Raw genomic sequence first — 23278 nt, 5'->3', positions numbered from 1 at the left:
AGGTTGTAGGCGCAGCAAAATGGCGTCCCCGGGCCGGCCGGGCGAGGTTGGCGGACGGGTCGTCAGGGGGTGGGTGGTTCGAGCGGCTGGGGACGGTTCTCCCACTTGGTCGACAGCGCGATCCCGGTGCGGGTGGAGGCGACCCCGGGCGTCCGGTTCAGCCGGACGATCAGCTGTTCCAGCTCGGCGATGGTGCCGACCCGCGCCTTGAGCAGGAAGGATTCGACGCCGGCCATGAAGTAGCAGGACTCGATCTCGGGGATCTGGCGGAACGCCTCCAGCACGTCGTCGGTGTCCGCGTCGGAGTTCTCCACGATGCCGATCAGCGCGGTGACCCCGAGCCCGATCGCCTCCGGCTCGACCTCGGCGCGGTACGCCCGGATCACCCCACCGGACTCCAGTTTGCCGACCCGCTCGTGCACGGCCGGGGCGGAGAGGCCGACCTGCCGGGCCAGCTCGGCGTACGACAGGCGGGCGTTGCCCCGTAGCAGCTCCACGAGGGCCAGGTCGATCGTGTCCACGGAGAGTGACCCTATCCTCTGGGCCGTGACCGGAGGCGGACGGCACCCGTTGAACATGACGGTACGTTGCCATTCACAAACGTCCCGTCACGGAGGTTCTACGCCGGTACCATTTCCTAACTTCGCAGTGTGTGCGTATTTCGCGTTTGGCGGACACGCCCGGTCCCTGGTGCTGTAATTGCCATACGTCCCTCATGACGGCTCTGGGCTCGCACCGGCCGGGGGCAGTGTGTTCAGCCGGGGGCTTCGTCGACGCGAGGAGGGGGCTGTGGACACTGGAGATCGCCTGCTGACACCGGGTGAGGTCGCTGCGCTGTTTCGGGTGGACCCGAAAACCGTGACCCGATGGGCAGCGGCCGGCCGGATCGGCAGCATCCGGACTCCAGGCGGGCATCGCCGGTTTCGGGAATCCGAGGTGCGAGCCCTGCTTGAGGGGGAGGGCATGCTGGACGAGGCGGAGGACATGGGCAAGGCCCGCAACATGGGCCCGACCGCTTCGACCGGCCCCGGCCCGGCAAACGCCGGCATGTACTGAGCGAGCGGGCGCGGTCCGGCCGGTGAGGCGGGCCGCGCCCGGCCGGTGAGGCGGGCCGGTGAGGCGGGCCGGTGAGGCGGGCCGGTGAGGCGGGCCGGTGAGGCGGGCCGGTGAGGCGGGCCGGTGTCGGCCGCTCCGGTGGTGGGCCGGTCAGGCCCCGCCCACGTCCCGGCCGTCCCGGCCGTTCACGTCCCGGCCGTCCCGGCCGTTCACGTCCCGACCGTCCCGGCCGTTCACGTCCCGGCCGTCCGCGCCGTTCACGTCGCGGCGGTCCGCGGCGAGCGTGCCCGACCAGCGCCGGAACAGCGTGTGTTCGACGCCGAGCGCGTCGAGCACCTTCCCGGCCACGAAGTCGACCAACTGCTGCGCGGAGGCCGACGCGCCGGCGCCGTAGAAGCCCGGACTGGCCGGCAGCACCACTGCGCCGGCGTCGTGCAGCGCGATGAGGTGTTCCAGGTGGCTGCGGGTCACCGGGGTCTCCCGGGGCACCACCACGACCGGGCGGCGCTCCTTGAGGTTCACCTCGGCGGCCCGTTGGAGCAGGTCCTTGGAAAGACCGATCGCGATGCCGGCGCAGGCCGCGGTGCTGGCCGGCACGACCGCCATGCCGCGTACCCGGTAGGAGCCGCTGCTCGGGCCGGCGGCCAGGTCACCGGCGGGCCAGTACCGGAGGTCCGCCCCGGTGAGGTCGCGGTCGAGCCACGCGGCCAGGTCCGCGGCCCAGTGCGCGTCCCGGAAGGGCCGGCCGGTCTCGTCGAGCACGGTCAGTCGGGCGGCCCGGGACACGACCAGGTCGACCGCCGCACCGGCGTCCAGCAGTCCCCGGACGACCGCCGCCGCGTACGGGGTGCCGGAGGCACCGGAGACGCCCACCACCCATGGTTCGCGCATGCCGTAAGCCTGCCAGGCCAAATGTCCGGTGGGTCGACGGGGCTTCCCGCCGCATGGGATTCTCTGATTCGGCGATCCACCTTCATGGAAGGGCCGGTGATGACGGCGGCGGTGCTGCGGGCGCTGCGATCCGACTGCCCCGTCGCGCCCCGGTTCTCCCCGTACGCCGACCAGGTGCAGGTCTGGCTGGTCGACCACCTCGACCAGCTCGGCCTGCCGCTGGATCCGGGCACCCGCCGACGGCTGGCCCGCGCCGGCTTCGCCCGGTACGCCGGCCGGCTCTACCCGGACGCCACCGAGCCCGACCTGCGGGTGCTGTCCGCGCTGTTCACCTGGTTCTTCCTGGTCGACGACGCCTGTGACGGGCCGGACGGGCTGGCCCCGGCGCAGATCCGCGCGCTGCGCGACGGCGCGCTCGCGCTGCTCCGCGAGGGCCCGCGAGCCCGCCACCCGGGGTTCACCGGTCCGCTGCGCCGGCTGCTCGTGCAGGCGTGGCGGGAGCCACGGCACCGGATGCCGGCGCGCTGGCGGCTGCGCTTCGCCGACGCGGTGGCCGACCACCTCGACGGCGTCTGCCGGGAGACGGCTGCCACGTCGGCCGGCCGGACGCCCGGCGTCGCGGAGTACGTCCGGTTGCGGCGGGCCACCTCGGCGGCGTACGTGTCGTACCCGCTGATCGAGTTCGCCGCCCGTCGTCCGCTGCCCGACGCGGTCTACCACCATCCCGCGCTGCGCCGTCACGCGGACCTCGCCAACGACCTGCTCTCCTGGTTCAACGACATCGCCTCGCTGGAGCGGGACCGGGTCACCGGCGGGGGGCACAACCTGGTGCTGGCGGTGGCCGCCGAGCGGGGCGTGCCGTTGCCGGCCGCGGTCGACCTGGTGGCCGCGCACTGGCGCGCCGAGATGAGCCGCTTCATGGCGCTGCGCGCGGCGGTGCCGTCGTTCGGCCCGGCGTTGGACGAGGCCGTCACCATCCATCTCGACGGGGTGGCCGCCGCCGTGCGCGGCACTGTCGACTGGACGCTGGAGAGCGCCCGCTACCCGGTCGCCGCGACGCCCTGACCGGTTGACCGGGGACCGGCGACCCGGGAGGTCAGGGTCGCAGGCCGAGCCGGACCACCAGGTCGAGCAGCGCGAGCACGAACAACGCGATGCCGACGAACCCGTTGGCGGTGAAGAACGCCCGGTTGACCTTGCTCAGGTCGGTGGGGCTGACCACCAGGTGCTGGTAGCCGAAGGCGACCGCGGTGAGCGCCAGCCCGATCCACCACAGCCAGCCGAAGCCGACAAGCGCGCCGAACCAGATGAACAGCGCGAACGTCACCACGTGCGCGATCGTGGAGGCGTGCAGCGCGAAGCGCCGGCCGTACCGGGCGGGGACGCTGTGCACCCCGATCTCCCGGTCGATCTCGGAGTCCTGGCAGGCGTAGATCAGGTCGAAGCCACCGATCCAGAGCCCGACGGCGGCGCCGAGCAGCCAGGCCGGGCCGGAGCCGTCGAGCGTGCCGGTGACCGCCAGCCACGCGCCGACCGGGCCGACCGCCTGGGCGACCGCGAGGATGGCGTGCGGCCAGTTGGTGAACCGCTTGCCGTACGGGTAGACCACCAGCGGCACCACGGCCAGCGGCGCGAGCATCAGGCAGAGCGGGTTGAGCAGCGCGGCGGCGGCCAGGAAGACCACGAGCGCGACGGCCGCGCCGGTCCAGGCCGTCCGCACGCTCACCGCCCCGGTGACCAGTTCCCGGTTCGCGGTACGCGGGTTCCGCGCGTCGATCCGCCGGTCCAGGATCCGGTTGGCGGCCATCGCGAACGTCCGCGCGCCGACCATCGCCACCGTGATCAGCAGCAGGTCCCCCCACCGCACCCGCCCCCCGTAGACCTGCATCGCGGTCAGCGCCGACAGGTACGCGAACGGCAGCGCGAACACCGAGTGCTCGATCGCGACGAGCTTCAGGAAGGACTTGACCCGGCCGGGCCGCTCCGCCACCGCGGTCATCAGATTCCGTACTCCTGCCAGCGCTTGTCGACCAGGGACGTCACCTCGGGGGACATCCGCATCTCCTCGGGCCAGCCTCGGGTGTACCCCTCGGTGGGCAGCTTGCGGGTGGCGTCCACGCCGGCCTTGCCGCCCCAGAACTGCTGGTACGAGGCGTGGTCCAGGTGGTCCACCGGGCCCTCGGTGAGGAGCAGGTCGCGGGCGTAGTCGACGTTGCCGAAGGCGCGGAACGCGACCTCGTTGTAGTCGTGCACGTCGCAGTCCTCGTCGACGATCACGATCAGCTTGGTCAGCGACATCATGTGCGCGCCCCAGATCGCGTTCATCACCTTCTGCGCGTGCTTCGGGTAGCGCTTGCGGATCGACACGATCGCGCAGTTGTGGAACACGCCGGCGGCGGGCAGGTCGTAGTCGACGATGTCCGGGATCAGGAAGCGCAGCAGCGGCGCGAAGATCCGCTCGGTGGCCTTGCCGAGGCCGTGGTCCTCCTGCGGCGGCTGGGACGTGACGATCGAGTGGTAGACCGGGTCGCGCTGCATGGTCATGGTCTCGATGTGCAGCACCGGGAACGGCTCGACCGGCGTGTAGAAGCCGGTGTGGTCGCCGAACGGCCCCTCGGGCAGCCGCTCGCCCGGTTCGAGGTAGCCCTCCAGCACGACCTGCGCGTGCGCCGGCACCTGCAACGGGACGCTCAGGCAGTCGACCATCTCGACCCGCTCACCGCGCAGGAAACCGGCGAACAGGTACTCGTCGATGTCGGCGGGCAGCGGGGCGCTGGCCGCGTACGCGACCGCCGGGTCGGCGCCGATGGCGACCGCCACCGGCAGGCGCTGCCCGAGCCGCTCGGCGACCGCGTGGTGCGCGGTGGAGTTCTTGTGGATCTGCCAGTGCATGCCGAGCGTGTTCCGGCCGTGCTGCTGGAGCCGGTACAACCCGAGGTTGCGCTTGCCGGTCTCCGGGTGCTTGGTGTGGGTCAGCCCGAAGTTGTGGAAGATGCCGCCGTCGCCCGGCCACACCTGCAACCCGGGCAGCCGGTTCAGGTCGACGTCGTCGCCCCGGTAGACCACCTGCTGACAGGGGGCGGTCCGGACCTTCTTCGGCGGCATGGACTTGAGCTGCATGACCTTGCCGAGCCCACCCATCATGCCGGTGAAGCCCTGCGGCAGTTCCGGCTTGAGCAGCTCGCCGATCCGCGCGCCGATCTCGTCGAGCGACTCGACGCCGAGCGCCATGGCCATCCGCTTCTCGGTGCCGAACAGGTTGACCGCCACCGGCATCTCGCCCCGGGTGGGCCGCTCGAACAGCAGCGCCGGCCCGCCGGCGCGGACGGTCCGGGTGACCACCTCGCTGATCTCCAGCGTGGGGTCGACCGGGACGCTCACCCGCCGCAGCTCACCGGCGCGTTCCAGCGCCACGAGGAAGTCCTTGAGATCGTCGTACGGAAAGCCACGCCCCATGCCTCCATCCTCCCCCACCCCCCTGAGGTGCAAGGAAGGGCCCCTTGTTAACGCCTGAGGTAGAGGCGGGGCCCCCTTTTAACGCCCCGTCGGGCGGGTAGTCGGCGGCATGGGCGAGGGACGGGTGCCGGCGGGGTTCAGCGAGCAGCGGGCCCAGGTCGGCGACGTGGAGATCAACTACGTCAGAGGGGGCCAGGGGCCCACGCTGGTCCTGCTGCACGGCTACCCGCAGTGCTGGCGCATGTGGCGGCACGTGCTGCCGGAGCTGGCGCGCTCCTTCGAGGTGATCGCCCCCGACCTGCGCGGTTTCGGCGACAGCGACGCCCCGGCCGGCGGGTACGACAAGAAGACGGTCGCCGCCGACCTGCACGGGCTGCTCACCGCGCTCGACCTGGCCGGGGACATCCGGCTGGTCGGCCACGATCTCGGCACCATGGTCGCGTACGCCTATGCCGCCGCCCATCCCGACTCGGTCGCCCGGCTGGTGCTGACCGAGGCACCGATCCCCGACGAGAGCGTCTACGCCATGCCCGCGCTCACCGCGGCCGGCCCGGCGGTGTGGAACTTCGGCTTCTTCACCGTGCCCAACGGCCTGCCCGAGCAGCTCGTCGCCGGCCGGGAGGCGCTCTGGGTCGACCGGTTCACCGACTCCATCATGATCCGGAAGGACAGTCTCGGCCCGGACGACATCGAGGAGTACGCCGGTCACCTGCGCGACGAGGCGCATCTGCGGGCCAGCTTCGCCTACTTCCGGGCGTTCGGGCAGGACGTCGCGGACAACACGGCGTACCGGGGTCGGAAGCTGCCGATGCCGGTGCTGGCCGTCGGCGCGCAGGCCAGCCTCGGCGCCCAGGTGGCCGAGCAGGTGCGCCGGTACGCCGACCGGGTCACCGGCGAGGTGGTCGAGGACTGCGGCCACTGGCTGTTCGAAGAGCAGCCGACAAAGCTAACCGCCCTGCTGCTGCCGTTCCTCAGTGAAGGAGGGGCCCCCGCTTGACGCCTCCGGTAGAGGACGACACCGCACCCATCAGGCGGCAGGCGCCCAGGCGTACCGATGCAGGGGCGCGTCGAGCGGCGCGGCGGTGAGCCGGTTCGCGAACGTCGAGATGGTGTAGGTCCCGACGCCGAGCACGACGTCCAGCGCGTGCCGTGGCTGCCAGCCGGCGGCCAGGAACGCGTCCAGGTCGGCGTCGGGGACCGCGCCCCGGTGGTCGAGCACGGCGACGGTGAACCGGCGCAGCGCCTCCAGCCGGGGCTCGGGCAGCACGCCGCCGGTTCGCAGCGCGTCGATCAGCTCGGGCGCGGCGTCCTGCCGGGTGAGCGTGGCGGTGTGCATGGCCACGCAGAGGTGGCACTCGTTGCGGGTGGCGACCGTCAGCACGACCACCTCCCGGGCGACCGGGTCGAGGTCGGTGGCCTCGAAGGCGGCGTTGGCGGCGAGGAAGCCCTTGAGCAGCTCCGGTGAGCCGGCCATCAGGCCGACGGCGGCGGGCAGGTGGCCCAGTTTGCGGTGGACGCCGGCCATCACCGGGCGGGCGGCGGCCGGTGCGGTGTCGGGTTCGTACGCGGTGAAGCGGGACATCCGCGGTCCCCTCTCCTAAGATAGTCAACGTGGTTGACCAAACCGTAAACCAGGTTGTCGAACATGGCAACGCCTGACCGCCCCGGCTTCGCGCTGCCGCTGCTCCTGCTGGCCGGCTTCCGGACGCTCGTCGACGATCTGCACGCCGAGCTGGCGCGGCACGGGCACCCCGAGCTGCGACCGGCGCACGGCTTCGTCCTCCAGGCCGTCGGACCGGCCGGCACCACCGCCTCCGACCTCGGGCAACGCCTCGGCGTCTCCAAACAGGCCGCCGGCAAGACGGTGGACCGGCTGGTCGCGCTCGGCTACCTGGAACGCGTGGACGACCCCGCCGACGCCCGCCGGAAGCTGGTCCGGATGACCGCCCGGGGCCACGACGGGTTACGCCGCTCGGCGGTCGTCTTCGACGCGCTGCGCGACCGCTGGGCGGCCACGCTCGGCGCGGACCGGGTCGCGGCCATCGAGGACGACCTGCGCCGGATGGTCCCCGCCGACGCGTTCCGCCTCGACGTCCCCGGCTGGTTCGGCGCGTGAGCCTCAGCGGTCACAGAACACGAAAGGGGTACCCGACCGGAGGTCGGGTACCCCTTTCGTCACACCACTACCGGAAGATGACGTCACTCCGGTTGACCCTGCAGTTGGCGTCGTTCCAGCCCTCACCGAGGTAGCTGGGTTCGCTGCCCTTGGCCACACCCTTGTACTTGCCGCAGATGACCGCCGAGCCGATCACGACCACGCGAGTGATCGTCGCGGTGTCGTTCCAGTTGCTGTTGATGCCGGCGAGCATGTCGATGTCGTCGACGAGGACGTTGTCGATGCGCACGTTGCGGGTGTACGAGGTGGAGCAGTTGCCGCAGGCGCGGTACAGCTTGCCGGACCCCTTCAGGTAGAAGCCGGAGATGCTGACGGTGCCGTTGCCGTTGTGCTGGAAGGTCTTGTCGCTGCCGCTGCGCGCGCCGCCACCGATGACGTAGGACGTACCGCCGTTGGTCTGCTTGAAGGTGGCGGCGTCCTCACCGATGTCGTTCCACCACACGTTGCGCAGCGTGCAGGTGCCCTCGCAGTGCACGCCGTCACCGGCGGGCGAACCGAGGATGACGTTCTGGAGCGTGCCCCCGTTGGCGATCTTGAACATCGGGTCCTGCGACTCGCCCTGCCCACCGTCACCCATGCAGCAGTAGGTCTTCATGCCGCCGTCGAAGGTGCCGGAGACGTTGACCGTGCTCGAGATGTTCACCGAGCCGGCCGACGACGGCCACGCACCGGTCGGCGTGCCCGGGTTGCCGGTCGGGCCGGACGTCGGACCGCTGGTGGGGCCACTGGTCGGGCTGGTGGTCGGGGTCGACCCGCCGCTGGCGTACGTCTCGAACTCGGCGATCCGCGGGGTGCCGGACGCGCTGGTGATGACGAAGGAGATCTTCTTCAGCGACGTCGAGGAGAAGTTGATGGTGCTCGGGGCGCTGCCGCCGCTGGCCAGGACGGAGCCCGTGTCGTAGTTCTTGAGTTGCCAGCCGCTGATCGAGCCGCCGCCCGAGGCCTGCACGATGACGGCCGAGGACACCGTGGTGGCGCTGCCCCACTTGACCGAGACCGTGCCGGTCGAGCCGCTCGGCGACCAGTAGGTGCCGGCGTTGCCGTCGATGACGTTGCCGTAGCTGGTGCCACTGGCCTTGCTGGAGCCGTCGGCGCCGGCGCCGAGGCTCAGGTTCGTGGCGGCCGACGCGCTGGGGACCTGCAACGCCAGCGCGACGACGGCGCCCGCGATCGCAGCGGCACCGCCGGTCAGCCACCGAGTGGCTACTTTGCGTCTCATCCGGTTTCACCTTTCGAGCGTGTGTACCCTGTGTTAGAAAGCGCTTTCAGATAAACCATAGACATATATCGATGTCAAGGCAAGGGCCATCCTCTGTCATGCTGGCCGGATGGACGACGCGTACGTGGTGGGTGATCCCGACGGGCTCAGCCCGCTTCAGACCGAGATCCGTGACGCGGTGGCCCGCGAGCTGCACGCCCAGTTCGCGCTCCGGGCCGACCGCCTCGACCTGGCCGACCTGCCCGAGGTGGCCTACCAGATCACCCGTCGGATCGACGAGGTGCTGAGTCGCCGCCTCACCGCCTCGTAGGACGTCCGCACCTCCGACCCGTCGCCGTCACGACCCTCTCGCCGTCGGTGACGGCCACGTCACGCGCCCCCACGTCAACTGGGTTCCCGCAACGAGGCGGCCGGTCCGCCCGGACGGGCACGAGCGAACGGCCGTGGAAATCGGAGATCCCATGAAGAGGCTCGCTCTCCAGGCCGGGCTGGCCGCGTTGGCCCTCACCGCCGCGCTGCTCGCCGGCGCGCCCCCGGCCTCGGCCGCCACCACCACGGTCCCGTTCGCCGCCACCCAGGACAGCTACGTCAGCTCGTCCAGCCCGAACGCCAACTTCAACAGCACCAACTCCCTCGTGGTCGGCGCCGCCCCGGTCCGGATCTCCTACCTCCAGTTCACCGTCACCCGCCTGACCGACCCGGTCTCCAGCGCGCGCCTACGTCTGCACGTCCGGAACACCGCGAACGCCCCCAGCCCCAACGGCGGCACCGCGCAGGAGGTCGGCACGTCCTGGTCGGAGAGCACGCTGACCTACGCCAACCGGCCGGCGTCCGTCGGCGGCCCGCTCGACTCGCTCGGCACGGTCCGGAGCAACACCTGGTACGAGCTGGACGTCACCAGCGCCGTCACCGGCAACGGCATCGTGGCGTTCTCGCTGTCCTCCACCAACCCGGACGGCGCGTTCTACGACAGCCGGGAGTCCGGCACGTACGCGCCGATGCTGATCGTCACCACCGGCCCGCCGCAGACCGGGGACAACGTGCTGCTCAACGCCGGTGACATCTCCGCGTGCAGCACCACCGGCGCCAACCAGACCGCGCAGATCATCGCCCGCGAGCCCGGCACCGTGATGGCCGGCGGCGACCTGACCGACAGCGGTACGGCGGCTCAGCTCGCCGACTGCTACGGCCCGACCTGGGGGCAGTTCAAGAGCCGCACGAAACCGATCCTCGGCAACCACGACTACCTCACCGCCGGCGCGGTCCCCACGTTCGACTACTTCGGCGCGGTCCTGCCGCCCGGGAAGGGCTACTACTCCTTCGACAAGGCCGGCTGGCACATCATCGTGCTGAACACCAACTGCTCACACGTGGGCGGCTGCCAGGCCGGCTCACCCCAGGAGAAATGGCTGCGCGCCGACCTGGCCGCGCATCCGAACCAATGCACGCTGGCCCAGTACCACCACCCGCTGTTCAGCTCCGGCGGCCGGGAGTCCACCGCGGTCCGCCCGCTCTTCCAGGCGCTCTACGACGCGGGCGCCGAGATCGTCATCAACGGTCACAACCACCAGTACGAGCGGTTCGCCCCGCAGAACCCGTCCGGCGTGGCCGACCCGACCCGGGGCATCCGGGAGTTCGTGGTCGGCACGGGGGGCCGGCCGCTGATGAAGACGTTCCCCGAGCCGGCCGCGAACAGCCAGGCCAGGAACGGGACCACGTTCGGGGTGCTCAAGCTGACGCTCTCCCCGAACGCCTACACGTGGCAGTTCCTCCCGGTGGCCGGCGCGACCTTCACCGACTCCGGCAGCGGCACCTGCCACTGACCCACCGTCACACCCTCCCCATAGGATCGCGGACGCCGGCCGCTCGGGCCGGCGTCCCCGTCTGCAAGGAGTTCGATGAGACGTCTGCGCGTTTCGGTCGGCGCGGCGGCGCTGGCCACGCTCGGGGTGGTCATGGCGCTGCCGACCCCGGCCACCGCCGACCCCGGTCCCGGCTGGGTCGGCGGCTGGCTCGGCGACACCACCCTCGGCGGTCCGGCCGCACCCGCCCGCACCGCCGCGTTCTCGCTCAGCAGCGACGCCGACGCGGTGCATCCGCGCGTCCGCATCGACGTGAGCGGCCTCGTCGGCGTCGCCACCGCCACGTTCCCGGCCGGCTGCGACCGGGCGGACGCGGTGGCGACCTGCCCGATGCCCGCCGACGCCACCACCGACGAGTTCGGCGGCGTCACCGGCACCGTTCCGATCGTGCTCCGCACGGTGGCCGGTGCGGTCGACGGCGCCGCCGGCACGATCGCCTGGGCGACGCTGGCCGACGGCGTCGACGGCGAGGCCCAGCAGGCGGCCGTCACGGTGCGCACCGGGCCCGACGCCGTCGACCTGGTCGACGCGTACGTGGAAGGCGCCGGCACCGGCGACCGGCTGGCCGTGCCGGTGACCCTGGTCAGCGCCGGCGACCAGCCGGTGACCGGCCTGCGGGCCACGTTCCGCTTCCCGGTCGGGCTGGAGCCGGCGGCGTTCCGCAACTGCCGGTACGGCACGGGTGGCCAGCTCAGCACCGTCGTGGTCTGCCACTTCGGCCGTGAGCTGACGCCGGGCCTGCGCTACCAGGTGCCCGGCGGCTTCCCGACCACAGTCGGCCCCGCCGCCATCGGTGACAAGCGCATCGTGCAGACCGTGGCGCCCGAGGCGACCGCCGGCCCGCTGCCCGAGGGCGTGGTGCTGCGGCGCCGCCCGGCGGACGCGGCGCTGCGGCTGCGCCCGGTCGGCGACCCGGTCGACGTGCTGCGTCCGGATCAGCAGTCCGCCTCCGGTCAGTATTATCTCCGCGCCGTCCGCGGCGCGTTCGACGTGGTCGCGCTCGGCGCGACCGCCGCCGGGGCACCCGGCGACACGGTGCGGGTCCGGGTCGGCCTGCGCAACGACGGGCCGGGCGTGCCGGACGGCACCGTCTCCGGCGACAGCGCCGCCCGCTTCACGTTCACCCCACCGGCCGGAACGGTGGTGACGAACGCGCCGGAGCACTGTTCGGGCAACGGCGACGAGGAGGACCCGGGCGCGCCGATCACCTGGTACTGCACGGTGCCGGACGGTGTCTTCCCGGCCGGCGACACTTTCCTGGTCGACGTCGACCTGCGGATCGACGGCCCGCTGGGCACGCCCGGCACGGTCGCCCTGCCCTACAGCTACCCCCGGCCCGACGACGACCCGACGAACGACACCGCCCCGGTCGTCATCGGCTGAGCGGGCGACGACGCGACCGCCGGGAGTCGCCCGACTCCCGGCGGTCGATGCCGCGCCCAAGTCGGCGCCGCGCTCCGGTCGGTGAGGGACGTGGCGACGCGTGCCACCGGGGAGCCGCCGCCGTCAAGACCCCCGAACGGTGATCGGCCGGACGGCCGAAGACCGAACGGCCCTTCTCCGCGCACGTTCGGAAGTCCGGGCACCCCGACGGAACACGACACGCCCCCTGGCGGCCCGCTTCCGCATTGCCTTTTCGGTCCCCACCAACACGAATTCCCGAGAAATGCGTCAGCCGTCCGGACCGAGCCGCCTGAACAATTCGTACCACCGTGGACAGTCGCCGTCGGGCAAGTAAGTTTTCCGACGTTGCGATGCCCCTCGGCGAATGGTTCGGTCAGTTCACCGAAACAATTCTCATGTGAATTGGCGGGTGACAACGGCCATGGCAACATTCGATCAGAAACACCAGACCGTGCGTGGCAACCAATTCAACGCCGACCGGATCGACCTGAGCGACGCCACGTTCACCGGGCTGCCGGACGACGACCCGACCACGCTCCTCCACCGGCTCGACGCCGTCCGCGCCGCCGTCGCGCAGGCGACCGAGCGTGGCGTCATCGCCCCGGCGGCCGGTACAGCGATCGCCGAGGAGCTACGGGTCGCCGCCGCGAGCATCGCCCGCGACGACCGGGCGGAGGCGTCGACCCGCGTACGCCGGGCCACCGAGGCGCTTCAGGTCGCGGCGCCCGTGGCGGCCATCGGCGCCGCGCTGGTGACCGTGTGGAACGCGCTCGGCGGGGTCTCCTGATGGCCGGCTACGACCAGCGCAACCAACGGGTCTTCGGCGCGCAGATCAATGCCGACACGGTCATCGCCAGCGTGACCACGAGCCCGGACGAGTTGATGGGCTACGGCCGGCGGGCCATTGCGGAGGGGCTCTATCCGAAGGCGGTCGAGTTCTTCACCGAGGCGATCGCCAAGGGCGCGGCCGGCGCGGACCCGCACTATTATCTGGCGCTCGCCCTGCTCGGCGGTCGCAAGCCCAGCCGGATGGGAAGCGGCGCCCAGCGGACCATGGACCAGGTGGACGAACACCTCGGTCGGGCCCTCCGGATCGAGCCGACCGCCGCCCACGTCCGCGCGCTCTGGATAGCGCTCAAACGGGACCACTACGCCGACCGCATCGACCACGGGCCGAGCGTGGAGGAACTCCAGGCCGGCCTCGGCGCGGTGGCCCCGGTGCACGCCGCCGAGATCACCCCCTTCACGGAGAGCCGGGAGGACCCGCTCTGGCAGGCCACGTTGGCGGTCGCCCGCGCCGGGATCGAGGCGCGTCGGCCGAACGTGCACCGCTACTTCATCCGTATCCCGAATCCACCGCTGCTCGGCACCGCCAAGACGATGATGATCATCGGCGGGGTGCTGGCCGGGCTGGGCCTGATCCTGCTGCTGATCGCGCTGAAGGAGACGGTGCTGTGCTGCCTGGCGGTGCCGCTCGGCATCGGCGGCGCGGTCATGCTGGTCAAGGGCTTCCAGGAGTACACGTCGTTGACGTCGGCCTACCAACGCGACCTGGCCGCGTCGCAGCCCAGGCCGACCGACGAGCAGATGGACCTCTGGCTGTACTTCGACAAGTTCGGCATCAGGGACCACGCGCTGCGGCACCTGGACACCGCCCTGGACGATCTCGTCTGCGAGCCGCAGCTCGTCATCGGGCCGGCGTCCCCCACCCAGCAGGCACGCGGCCAGGACGGCGTGCTGCGCTTCTCGCGCTACAAGATCGTCATCCTGCTCCTGGGGCAGAGCCGGATCTCGGTGTTCTCCTGCGAGTGGGACTTCATCCGCTGCATCGTGTCGAACACCGACGCGTTCGACTTCCGCTACCGCGACATCACCGGCCTGCGGATGCGGCAACTGCACGGGGTCACCGAGGGCAGCCAGCTCGTGATCAAGGGAGAGGACGGGCAGGACGTCCCGGTCCACTTCAACAAGATCTTCGAAATGATCATCGCGGGCACCGACCGGATCGCCGTCACCATCGACGTCACCGAACAGGGCACCGGCACCGGCCTGCAACCCACCGGGGCCACCGCCACCGAACGACTCATCCGACGCCAACTGGACGAGGCGGGACGCTAGACCGCCGCGGTCGGTACCCCCGGCCGGCCGCGGCCCCGCGTCAGTTGACCCCGGCGTACGAGTGCAGGCCGGTGAAGAAGAAGTTGACCCCGAACAGGTTCATCAGCATGGTCAGGAAGCCCACCACGGCGATCCAGGTGGCCACGTTGCGCTTCACGCTCGGCGTGGCCCGCGCGTGCAGGTAACCGGCGTACACCACCCACGAGATGAACGCCCAGGTCTCCTTCGGGTCCCAGCCCCAGGCGCGACCCCAGGCCGCCTCGGCCCAGATCGCGCCGGCGATGACCGCGAACGTGAAGATCGGGAACGCGAAGGCGTGCGTCGTGAAGGTCAGCCGCTCCAGCCCGGCCGCCGCCGGCAGCCGGCGGGCCAGGGTGTACGGGAAGCTGCGCCGCCCCTGCTCCCAACCGGCCCGCATCAGGTACGCGGCGGCCGGCACCACGCCCAGCAGGAAGATGCCCGAGGCGAAGATGATCGTCGACACGTGGATGATGAACCAGTACGACTGGAGCGCCGGCATCAACGGCACGACCTGGACGTAGAGCTTCAGCTCGGCGAACGCCAGCAGCAGCACCATCACCAGCGTCAGGAACAGCCCGAGCCGGCGCAACGACGGCTGCTTCCAGAGCACCACGAGCCACGCGGCCACCCCGATCCAGGTGACCGTCAGCACGAACTCGTACATGTTGCCCCAGGGCATCCGCTCGGCGGCGATGCCCCGCGTGACCACCGCGCCCAGGTGCAGCGCGGCGGCGAGCGTGGTGAGCCAGGCGGCGATCCGCCCGGCGAGCGCGGCCCGCGCGGCCGAGCGGTCCGGACGCGGCGGCGCGACCGGCGCGACCGGCGCGACCGGCTCGTCGACGGTCCCCCCGGTGCTGCCGACGCCCGCGCCGACCAGCTCGCGGACCGGCGCGGCCACGGCCACCTTCCGCGCGTTGGCGAGCGCGAACTCCACGGCGTGGCTGATCATCGCGATCAGGTACGCCAGGATCGCGAACGTGACCAGCTGATCCGAGAGTGCGGACATCACTCGTCTCCTTCTCGCGCCCGCCGCTGGTCCGGCCCGCCGCCGCTGACCGCGGCGACGAGCTGCGCGAACTCGTCGGCGAACCCTGGGTGCTCGGTGCGCGGCAGCCCACCGGCCTCCACCAAGCTACTACCGCTCGTCGGAGATCCACCGTCGGGGGGCGACACCCGGAACCAGACCCGCCGCCGCCGGGCGAACAGCGAACCCATCAGGCCGAGCAGCAGCGTGCCGCTGGCCACCAGCAGCAGCGTCTGGCCGGGCGCGTGCCGGATCGCCAGCGTCACGTACGGCCGGGTGCCGACGAACTCCAGGGTGCTGCCGTCGTCCAGGGTCCACGTCTCGCCCGGCCGCAGCAGCTTCGTGCCGATCTGCTTCAGCTTGCCGTTGTCGACCTGCCGCTTGTCGAGTTGGTAGACCGAGCCGGGGATGCCGGCGTCCAGCCCGAGGTTGCCCCGGTAGGCGGTCAGGTTCAGCGCCGGGTTCCGCTCGGCCGGGAACTGCGACGCCACGTACGGCGCGCGGTCCCCCGCGGTGGGCAGGTAGAGCCCGTCGAAGGCGACCTGCTGGTCTGGGGCCCGGGTGCCGGTCCTCGGGTCGACGTTCGCATCCGGGAAGACCGCCACGCCCTCCTCGGTGGCGTTCGGGTCGCCGGTGCGCAGGAACGGGTCGTCGCTGGTCTGGCTGGTGCCGAACCGGTCGGTGTACTTCAGCACCGGCGCGTAGCCGTTGCCGAGCAGGTAGACGTTCGCCGCGTCGAGCCGCAGCGGAGAGTTGACCGAGAAGCCGGCGGTGCGGGGCGGGTCACCGGGTGAGTCCACGCTGACCGTGGCCCAGAAGCGGGACGCCTGCCCGGAGTCCAGGTAGTCGGCCTCGAACTTCTCCAGCGTGAGGCAGAACGGCGGCAGGTCGGCGCTGTCCACCCGCGGGCCGAGCGACGCCTCGGCGTACTGCTGGCGGGTGTTGCAGAACGCGTTGTCCGCGCCGGCGACCAGGATGCGGTTGCCGTGCCAGCCGTACCAGGAACCGACCGCGACCCCGAGCAGGACGGCGATCAGCGACGTGTGGAACAGCAGGTTGCCGGTCTCCTTGAGGTAGCCCTTCTCGGCGGAGACCTCGTTGCCACGGACGGTGACCCGCCACCGGCGGCGGCGCAGCACCGCCGCGATCGCCGCCGGGTCGGCGGCGGCCGGGGCCTCCAGCACCGCGTGCTGCGGCAGCCGCTCCAGCCGTTTCGGCGCGGCCGGCGGACGCATCCGCAACGCCCGGACGTGGTCGCGGGTACGCGGCAGGATGCAGCCGATCAGCGAGGTGAACAGCAGCACGTAGATCGCGGAGAACCAGACCGAGCCGAAGACGCCGAACATGCCGATCTGGTCGAGCCGGGGCGCCAGGTCGGGGTGGTCGACGAACCACTTGTCGACGTTCTCCGGGTTGACCCCGCGCTGCGGCAGCACCGAGCCGGGGATGGCGGCGACCGCGAGCAGGAACAGCAGGATCAGCGCGGTACGCATGCTGGTGAGCTGCCGCCACGAGTTGCGCAGCAGGGCCAGCACCGGGTTGACCCGCCGCCGGGGCGCCTCCGCCGGCGGGGTGGCCGGTCGGTCGTCCACGGACGTCATCAGATGCTCACCTCACCCACGCCCACGTGCGTCTGCAACCAGATCACCACGTTCGTCCAGCCGCCGGTGACCAGCGCCAGGCCGATCACGATCAGCAGGGCCCCGCCGACGCGGGTGACCCATCGGCTGTTGCGCCGGACGGCGCGGAACACCCCGAGCAGGCGTTGGAAGCCCAGCCCGAAGACGACGAACGGTACCCCCAGCCCGAGGCAGTACGCCACGGCGAGCACCACGGCCCGGTCGGCGCTCCCCTCGGTGGCGGCCAGGCCGAGCACCGCGCCGAGCGTCGGCCCGGTGCAGGGCAGCCAACTCAACGCGAAGACCGCGCCGAGGACCGGCGCGCCGAGCAGGCCGGCGGCGGGCAGCGCGCGGATGCGGAACTCGCGTTGCATGCCGGGGATCACGCCGAGGTAGCCGAGCCCGAGCACCACCACCAGCACGCCAATGACGATCTCCAGCGTGCGCTCGTACCGGAAGAAGAGCTTGCCGACGCCGGAGAAGAGGATGGCTGTGGAGACGAACACGGCGGTGAAGCCGGCGATGAAGAGCAGCGTGCCGGCGAGCACCCGCCCCTTGACGGCGACCGTGCTCCGGACCGGCGCCCGTTCCGCCACCGCGACGCCGCCGCCGCTGTTAACAGGGGGCCCCTGCTCTACCGCAGGCGTTAACAGGGGGCCCCTCCTTGCACCCTCCAAGTGGGTGCCGGCGAGGCCGGTCACGTACGACAGGTAGCCGGGCATCAGGGGGAGCACACACGGGGACAGGAAGCTGACCAGGCCGGCCAGTGCCGCCGCGCCCACCGCGAGCAGCAGCGGGCCGGACGCGGCGAGCCGGGCGAACGTCTCGCCCATCAGCGGGAGCCGTTCGGCGCCGGCCGCTCGGCGGCGACCTTCTCCACGATCGGCCGCAGCTCGTCCCGGGTCACCGCGCGGCGGATCACCACCGCGATGCGTCCGTCCCGGTCCAGCACCACGGTCGCCGGGGTGCTGTTCGGCGGGATGTCGAAGTTGAGCGCCTGCCGGCTGGACGGGTCGAAGATGCTCGGGTAGGTGACCCGGCCCTCCTCGAACGCGATCGCCTTGTCCTTGCTGTCCTGCACGTTGATGCCGAGGAACGTCACGCCGGCGCCCTTGGTGGCCTGGTAGGTGGCCTCCAGGTCGTCCGCCTCGGCCCGGCAGGGCGCGCACCAGGAGCCCCAGAAGTTGACCACCACGACCTGCCCACGGTCGCGGGCGACGTCGTAGTTTCCGCCGGTGAGCAGCTCGCCGCTCACCTTCGGGGTCTTGGACCGCTGGTCCGGGGCGCAGGTCACGGTGAGCCCGTCGGCCGCGCACCGGCTCTCCTGGCTGCCGGAGGAGCAGCCGACCAGAGCCGTACCGGCGGTGACGGCGGCGAGCAGGGCGGCGGCGAGCCTCCGGGTGAGCATCAGGCCCCCTTGGCCGTCCGGGCGGTCGGCGAGATCGCGATCAGGTGGGCCGCCGGCTCGGAGTAGCCGATGCCGGCGATCCGGGCGCCGTCGAAGTGGAACGAGGTGAGGCTGGCCAGGCCGCACTGCCGGCGGCGCGGGTCGTGCCAGAGCCGCTTGCGCTCGACGTAGCGGCGCAGCGTCCAGATCGGGAGCTGGTGCGAGACGAGCACCGCCTCGCGCCCCTCGGCGGCGACGCGGGCGGCGTGCAGCGCGGCGAACATCCGCTCGGCGATCACCTGGTACGCCTCGCCCCAGGACGGCGTGACCGGGTCGCGCAGCACCCACCAGTTGCGCGGGTCGCGGAACGAGCCGTCCCCCGGGGAGACCTTCTTGCCCTCGAACCAGTTCGCGCTCTCGATCAGCCGCTCGTCGACGCCGACGGAGAGACCGAACTGCGCCGCGATCGGCTCGGCGGTCTGCTGGGCGCGTTCCAGCGGGCTGGCCACCACGTGCACCACGGTCCGCTCGGCGAGCGCCTGGGCCGCCGCCTTGGCCATCTGCACGCCCAGCTCGGAGAGGCGGAAACCGGGCAGCCGGCCGTAGAGGATGCCGTCCGGGTTGTACACCTCGCCGTGCCGCAGCACGTGCACCACAGTCTCCGCCATCGGTTACCCCCCGTGTCCCGCCGCTGCCGCCGCCCGCGCCGCCACCGGCAGGGCGGCGGCGATCTGGTCCCACGCGGCGTCGTCGATCGCCGCCGAGACGAACCACGACTCGAACGCGCTCGGCGGAAGGTAGACGCCACCGGCGAGCATCGCGTGGAAGAACGCCTTGAACGCCGACACCTGCTGGGTGCGGGCGCTGTCGTAGTCGCGCACGTCGGCGTCGGTGAAGAAGATCGAGAACATGTTGCCGGCGGTGGAGAGGCGGTGCGGCACGCCGGCCTCGGAGAGCGCCTCGGTGGCGAGCTTGCCCAGCGCGGCGGACGTCTCGTCGAGGCGCCGGTAGAGCGCGTCGTCGGCGAGCCGCAGCGTGGCCAGGCCGGCCGCGCAGGCCAGCGGGTTCCCCGACAGCGTGCCGGCCTGGTAGACCGGGCCGGCCGGGGCCAGCTTCGCCATGATCGCCGCGCGCCCGCCGAACGCCGCCGCGGGCAGGCCGCCACCCATGACCTTCCCGTACGTCCACAGGTCGGCGTCGGAGGCGTCGAGGCCGTGCCAGCCGGCGCGGGAGACCCGGAACCCGGTCATCACCTCGTCGACGATGAGCAGCGCGCCGTGCGCGTGGGCGATCCGGGCCAGCGCGGCGTTGAAGCCGTCGCGGGGCGCGATCACGCCCATGTTGCCGGCCGCCGCCTCGGTGATGACCGCCGCGATGTGCGGCCCCTCGGCGGCGAAGGCGGCCTCGACCGCGCCCAGGTCGTTGTAGGGCAGCACGATGGTGTCGCCGGCCGCCGCGCCGGTCACGCCGGGCGAGTCGGGCAGCCCGAACGTGGCGACGCCGGAGCCGGCGGCGGCGAGCAGCGCGTCGGAGTGGCCGTGGTAGCAGCCGGCGAACTTGATGATCTTGGCGCGACCGGTGAAGCCCCGGGCCAGCCGGATCGCCGACATGGTCGCCTCGGTGCCGGAGTTGACCAGGCGCACCTGCTCGACCGGGGTACGCGCGACGATCTCCTCGGCGAGGTCCACCTCACCCGGGGTCGGGGTGCCGAAGCTGGTGCCCAGCGTGGCGGCCTCGCGCAGCGCCTCCACCACGGCGGGGTGGGCATGGCCGAGGATCAGCGGGCCCCAGGAGCAGACCAGGTCGACGTAGCGCCGCCCGTCGGCGTCGAACAGCCAGGGCCCCTCCCCCCGGACCATGAAGCGTGGGGTGCCGCCGACCGCGCGGAACGCACGCACAGGGGAGTTGACCCCGCCGGGCACGAGGGCCTTGGCGCGGTCGAACAGGGCCTCGGAGGCCGGAGCGTCGGCCGGGTAACGGCCGGATCCGGCGGAAAAGGTCTCGGTCACGATGCCCCCCATTGTGTCAGCGCCCGCCCCCTCCCCCACCAGCACCCCGCCCCGGGCGTTACCCGCCTCACCCCCGTGCGGTTTCACGGAAAGCGTGGCCGTCTCGCATTCCATGGCCACTCTTTCCGTGAACCAGCGTGCGGAGGCGGGGCGGGTGGGGCGGGAAGCGCTCGACGGGCCCGTTGGTGGGGATCGCGATAGGCTGACCGGGTGGATCGTGCCGAACTGTCCATCACCGTGCACCGGACGGGTGACGAAGCCGTGCTTCGCCTGGCCGGTGAGATCGACATGCTCACGGCCGCCCAGCTCTCCACGGTGGTCAACGAGGTGCTGGCGGATCCGCCGCCGCGCATCGTGCTCGACCTGGGCGGCGTCACCTTCTGCGACTCACAGGGCCTCGGCACGCTCGTGGTGCTCAGCCGCAAGGCCAGTCACGCCCAGTGCGTGCTGATGCTGAGCAACGTCGGCGACTTCCTGCTCCGCGTCCTCGACATCACCGGCCTCCGCAGCGCCCTGATGATCCGCTGACCCGACTCAGGTGATGGGGAGGTCGCGGCGGCGGAAGGTTTGCAGGCCGGTCAGGGTCAGGGTTACGGCCAGGGCGGTCAGCAGGAACAGCGGGGTGGGGGTCCAGGTGGCGCGCAGCACCTGGGGGGTGTGCGTGAACGGGGACAGGTCCAGCAGCCACTGGTTCAGGTTCAGCACCGCGCCGAGCTGACCGAGCAGCACGCAGAGCGCCAGCACCGCCCACGCGGCCGACGCGAACCGGGGCAGCAGCCCGTGCAGCAGCACGGCCAGCCCGGCCAGCACCCAGGCGGCCGGCGCCTGGGCCAGCCCCGCGCCGAGCATCCGGCCCACCTGCCGGGGCACGTCGCCCACACTGAACCCGTACGTGAGGCCGGTGGCCAGGCCGGTCACCGCGAGCACCACCACCGGGCCGAGCAGCGCGAACGCCACGTGCGAGAGCAGCCACGTCGAGCGGCGCGTGCCGGTGGCGAGCACCGGTTCGGCGCGCCCGGCGGACTCCTCCGCGCGCATCCGCAGCGCGGCCTGGATGCCGTACCCGGCGGCGGCCAGCCCGGCCAGGCTCAGCGTGGCGCCCAGGTAGGCGTCCGCCAGCCCGGACGCCCCGCCGATCCGGGCCATGATCTCCTCCAGCCGCGGGTTCCCCTCCACCGAGCGGCCGGCCGCCTCGGCGGCACCGCCCAGGATCAGCCCGAGCAGGCCGAACCCGACCGACCACCAGAGGAGCTGCCCCCGGTGCAGCCGCCAGGCCAGGCCGAACGGACCGGACAGCGCCCGGTCGGCGGTGGCCGGCCCGAAGCGGGGCGGCAGCAGGCCCGCGCCGAGGTCGCGGCGGACCGAGACCGGATACGCGAGCGCGGCCAGCAGCACCGTGGCGGCCAGCGGCAGCAGCAGCACCCACCACCGGTCCCCCTCGTACGCCCGGACCCGGGCCGCCCAGCCCAGCGGCGACAGCCAGCTCGGCCAGTCGTTGCCGGCGGTGTCCCCGACCAGGCGCAGCGCGAACGCGGCGCCGAGGCCGGCGAGGCCGATGCCCCGCGCCCCGCCGGCGGTCTCGGTGAGCTGCGCGGCCAGCCCGCCGAGTGTGGCGAAGACCATCCCGGTCGACGCCGCAGCCAGGCCGTACGCCCAGGAGCCGGCCGCCGGCAGCCCGGTCGAGGCGAGCCCGGCGGCGGTGAGCAGCCCGAGCAGCAGGTCGGCGGCGTACGTGACGAGCAGCGCGGCGGTCAGCCCGGCGTACCGGCCGAGCACGCTGCCGCCGAGCAGCTCCCGCCGGCCGGCCTCCTCCTCGGTGCGGGTGTGCCGGATCACCGTGAGCAGGCTGGCCAGCGCCACGATCACCAGCAGGAACCCGCTGCGCTGGGCGGTCAGCGCGCCGACGCTGTCGCCGTAGACCGGGCCGAGCAGCGCGACGATGGACGGGTTGCGGGCGGTCCCCTCGGTGTACGCGGCCCGTTCGGCGGCGGTGGGGAACAGCTCGAAGAAGCTGGTCGCGTACGACATCGGCAGTACGGCGAGGACCAGCACCCAGAGCGGCAACAGGACGCGGTCCCGGCGCAGGATCAGCCGGGCCAGGTGACGGGTCCCGGTGAACGTGCTCACAGGCCGGCCCCCTCGTAGTGCCGCAGGAACAGCTCCTCAAGTGTCGGCGGGGTGCTGACCAGGCTGCGGACGCCCAGCTCGGTGAGGCGGCGCAGCGCGGCGTCCAGCGCGGCGGCGTCCACGTCGAAGCGCACCCGGTGCCCGTCCACCCGCAGGTCGTGCACGCCGGGCAGGTCGGCCAGCCCGTCGAGCGGGGCGGTGACCTCGGCGTCGATCGCGGTGCGGTGCAGGTGGCGCAGGTCGCCGAGCGTGCCGGACTCCACCGCGCGGCCGGCCCGGATGATGGTGACCCGGTCGCAGAGCGCCTCCACCTCGGCCAGGATGTGGCTGGAGAGCAGCACGGTGCGGCCGTCGTGGCGGGCCCGGCGGACCCAGTGCTGGAACACCTCCTCCATCAGCGGGTCGAGCCCGGAGGTCGGCTCGTCGAGGATGAGCAGCTCGACGTCGGAGGCGAGCGCGGCCACCAGGCCGACCTTCTGCCGGTTGCCCTTGGAGTAGGTCCGGCCCTTCTTGCGCGGGTCCAGCTCGAACGACTCCAGCAGCTCGGCGCGGCGTCTCGGGTCGAGCCCGCCGCGCATCCGGCCGAGCAGGTCGATCACCTCACCGCCGCTGAGGTTGGGCCAGAGCGTGACGTCGCCGGGCACGTACGCGAGGCGGCGGTGCAGGGCCACCGCGTCCCGCCAGGGGTCGCCGTCGAGCAGTCGGACGGCCCCCGCGTCCGCCCGCAGCAGGCCGAGCAGCACCCGGATGGTGGTCGACTTGCCGGAGCCGTTGGGGCCCAGGAAGCCGTGCACCTCACCGGTGCGGACGCTCAGGTCGAGTCCGTCGAGCGCCCGGGTCCGGCCGAACGTCTTCACCAGGCCGGACACCTCAATGGTGTTTTCCATACTTCGGAAGTTACGCTCGTTT

Annotated in this window: 23 protein-coding genes and 1 pseudogene; 10 read left to right on the top strand and 14 right to left on the bottom strand. The window is 72.3% G+C overall.

Annotated features, from left to right (window positions below; genetic code table 11):
* Positions 1-62: 62 nt before the first annotated feature.
* Entirely contained in the window at positions 63-521 is a 459-nt protein-coding gene (locus OG767_RS02895) for an Lrp/AsnC family transcriptional regulator (protein ID WP_107154636.1), read from the bottom strand.
* A 268-nt stretch (positions 522-789) separates the two neighbouring features.
* Between OG767_RS02895 and OG767_RS02890 the strand changes: the two genes are divergently transcribed.
* On the top strand, positions 790-1056 hold the full coding sequence (locus OG767_RS02890) for a BldC family transcriptional regulator (protein WP_013473529.1): 267 nt from the start codon (positions 790-792) through the stop codon (positions 1054-1056).
* A gap of 267 nt (positions 1057-1323) precedes the next feature.
* Here OG767_RS02890 and OG767_RS02885 read toward each other — a convergent pair.
* A pseudogene (locus OG767_RS02885) lies at positions 1324-1947 on the bottom strand (UbiX family flavin prenyltransferase); the annotation flags it as partial.
* Positions 1948-2046: 99 nt separating this feature from the next.
* Here OG767_RS02885 and OG767_RS02880 point away from each other — a divergent pair.
* Entirely contained in the window at positions 2047-3012 is a 966-nt protein-coding gene (locus tag OG767_RS02880; RefSeq protein ID WP_405094117.1) for a terpene synthase family protein, read from the top strand.
* Positions 3013-3043: 31 nt separating this feature from the next.
* On the opposite strand, the gene mqnP is transcribed toward OG767_RS02880, so the two are convergent.
* Positions 3044-3946 carry a menaquinone biosynthesis prenyltransferase MqnP gene (mqnP, locus tag OG767_RS02875; RefSeq protein WP_405092030.1) on the bottom strand — a complete coding sequence of 301 codons (903 nt, stop codon included), beginning with the start codon at positions 3944-3946 and terminating at the stop codon, positions 3044-3046.
* Positions 3946-5403 (bottom strand): menaquinone biosynthesis decarboxylase, encoded by a 1458-nt coding sequence (locus OG767_RS02870; RefSeq protein WP_405092029.1) that lies wholly within the window; start codon positions 5401-5403, stop codon positions 3946-3948. The genes mqnP and OG767_RS02870 overlap by 1 nt, the downstream gene beginning before the upstream one ends.
* Positions 5404-5512: 109 nt before the next feature.
* Between OG767_RS02870 and OG767_RS02865 the strand changes: the two genes are divergently transcribed.
* On the top strand, positions 5513-6400 hold the full coding sequence (locus OG767_RS02865; protein WP_405092028.1) for an alpha/beta fold hydrolase: 888 nt from the start codon (positions 5513-5515) through the stop codon (positions 6398-6400).
* A gap of 30 nt (positions 6401-6430) precedes the next feature.
* Here the strand turns inward: OG767_RS02865 and OG767_RS02860 are convergent, their stop codons facing one another.
* Positions 6431-6985, bottom strand: coding sequence for a carboxymuconolactone decarboxylase family protein (locus OG767_RS02860; RefSeq protein ID WP_405092027.1), 555 nt, complete (start codon positions 6983-6985; stop codon positions 6431-6433).
* 63 nt (positions 6986-7048) lie between these two features.
* Between OG767_RS02860 and OG767_RS02855 the strand changes: the two genes are divergently transcribed.
* Positions 7049-7519, top strand: a complete 471-nt coding sequence (locus tag OG767_RS02855) for a MarR family winged helix-turn-helix transcriptional regulator (protein ID WP_405092026.1) — start codon at positions 7049-7051, stop codon at positions 7517-7519.
* Positions 7520-7586: 67 nt separating this feature from the next.
* Here OG767_RS02855 and OG767_RS02850 read toward each other — a convergent pair whose 3' ends face one another.
* The gene (locus tag OG767_RS02850) at positions 7587-8798 is read right to left on the bottom strand and encodes a pectate lyase (protein WP_405092025.1); all 1212 of its coding nucleotides are present in this window, start codon (positions 8796-8798) and stop codon (positions 7587-7589) included.
* Between the two features lie 109 nt (positions 8799-8907).
* Between OG767_RS02850 and OG767_RS02845 the strand changes: the two genes are divergently transcribed.
* The 5 genes from OG767_RS02845 (at position 8908) to OG767_RS02825 (ending at position 14182) form a co-directional block, all read left to right on the top strand.
* Positions 8908-9108 carry a hypothetical protein gene (locus tag OG767_RS02845; RefSeq protein WP_405092024.1) on the top strand — a complete coding sequence of 67 codons (201 nt, stop codon included), beginning with the start codon at positions 8908-8910 and terminating at the stop codon, positions 9106-9108.
* Positions 9109-9259: 151 nt separating this feature from the next.
* A complete protein-coding gene (locus tag OG767_RS02840; protein ID WP_405092023.1) occupies positions 9260-10621 on the top strand; it encodes a DNRLRE domain-containing protein in 1362 nt (453 codons plus the stop codon).
* A 75-nt stretch (positions 10622-10696) separates the two neighbouring features.
* On the top strand, positions 10697-12043 hold the full coding sequence (locus OG767_RS02835) for a hypothetical protein (protein WP_405092022.1): 1347 nt from the start codon (positions 10697-10699) through the stop codon (positions 12041-12043).
* A 472-nt stretch (positions 12044-12515) separates the two neighbouring features.
* Complete coding sequence (locus OG767_RS02830; protein ID WP_405092021.1) at positions 12516-12851, top strand: hypothetical protein; 336 nt, start codon at positions 12516-12518, stop codon at positions 12849-12851.
* The gene (locus OG767_RS02825; protein ID WP_405092020.1) at positions 12851-14182 is read left to right on the top strand and encodes a hypothetical protein; all 1332 of its coding nucleotides are present in this window, start codon (positions 12851-12853) and stop codon (positions 14180-14182) included. The genes OG767_RS02830 and OG767_RS02825 overlap by 1 nt, the downstream gene beginning before the upstream one ends.
* 40 nt (positions 14183-14222) lie before the next feature.
* Here the strand turns inward: OG767_RS02825 and ccsB are convergent, their stop codons facing one another.
* The 6 genes from ccsB to hemL are packed head-to-tail and all read right to left on the bottom strand — an operon-like array spanning position 14223 to position 20242.
* Positions 14223-15209 carry a c-type cytochrome biogenesis protein CcsB gene (gene ccsB, locus OG767_RS02820; RefSeq protein WP_405092019.1) on the bottom strand — a complete coding sequence of 329 codons (987 nt, stop codon included), beginning with the start codon at positions 15207-15209 and terminating at the stop codon, positions 14223-14225.
* Positions 15209-16828: a cytochrome c biogenesis protein ResB gene (locus tag OG767_RS02815; RefSeq protein WP_405092018.1), complete on the bottom strand. Its 1620-nt coding sequence runs from the start codon at positions 16826-16828 to the stop codon at positions 15209-15211. The genes ccsB and OG767_RS02815 overlap by 1 nt, the downstream gene beginning before the upstream one ends.
* On the bottom strand, positions 16828-17679 hold the full coding sequence (locus OG767_RS02810) for a cytochrome c biogenesis CcdA family protein (RefSeq protein WP_405092016.1): 852 nt from the start codon (positions 17677-17679) through the stop codon (positions 16828-16830). The genes OG767_RS02815 and OG767_RS02810 overlap by 1 nt, the downstream gene beginning before the upstream one ends.
* Positions 17679-18254 (bottom strand): TlpA disulfide reductase family protein, encoded by a 576-nt coding sequence (locus OG767_RS02805; protein WP_281943684.1) that lies wholly within the window; start codon positions 18252-18254, stop codon positions 17679-17681. Before OG767_RS02805 ends, OG767_RS02810 begins: the two co-directional genes overlap by 1 nt.
* The gene (locus tag OG767_RS02800; RefSeq protein ID WP_281943686.1) at positions 18254-18901 is read right to left on the bottom strand and encodes a histidine phosphatase family protein; all 648 of its coding nucleotides are present in this window, start codon (positions 18899-18901) and stop codon (positions 18254-18256) included. Before OG767_RS02800 ends, OG767_RS02805 begins: the two co-directional genes overlap by 1 nt.
* Before the next feature lie 3 nt (positions 18902-18904).
* Positions 18905-20242: a glutamate-1-semialdehyde 2,1-aminomutase gene (hemL, locus tag OG767_RS02795; protein ID WP_405092015.1), complete on the bottom strand. Its 1338-nt coding sequence runs from the start codon at positions 20240-20242 to the stop codon at positions 18905-18907.
* Positions 20243-20452: 210 nt separating this feature from the next.
* Here hemL and OG767_RS02790 point away from each other — a divergent pair, with 210 nt between their 5' ends.
* The gene (locus OG767_RS02790) at positions 20453-20770 is read left to right on the top strand and encodes an STAS domain-containing protein (protein ID WP_107154615.1); all 318 of its coding nucleotides are present in this window, start codon (positions 20453-20455) and stop codon (positions 20768-20770) included.
* 6 nt (positions 20771-20776) lie between these two features.
* Here the strand turns inward: OG767_RS02790 and OG767_RS02785 are convergent, their stop codons facing one another.
* Entirely contained in the window at positions 20777-22369 is a 1593-nt protein-coding gene (locus OG767_RS02785; RefSeq protein WP_405092014.1) for an ABC transporter permease, read from the bottom strand.
* Positions 22366-23256, bottom strand: a complete 891-nt coding sequence (locus OG767_RS02780) for an ATP-binding cassette domain-containing protein (RefSeq protein WP_405092013.1) — start codon at positions 23254-23256, stop codon at positions 22366-22368. Before OG767_RS02780 ends, OG767_RS02785 begins: the two co-directional genes overlap by 4 nt.
* Positions 23257-23278 lie beyond the last annotated feature (22 nt).

Source organism: Micromonospora sp. NBC_01392, from assembly GCF_045040125.1.
In the GTDB taxonomy this organism is placed as follows: domain Bacteria; phylum Actinomycetota; class Actinomycetes; order Mycobacteriales; family Micromonosporaceae; genus Micromonospora.
The sequence above is the reverse complement of the archived record's forward strand: the minus strand, read 5'-3'. Positions and strand labels throughout refer to the sequence as shown.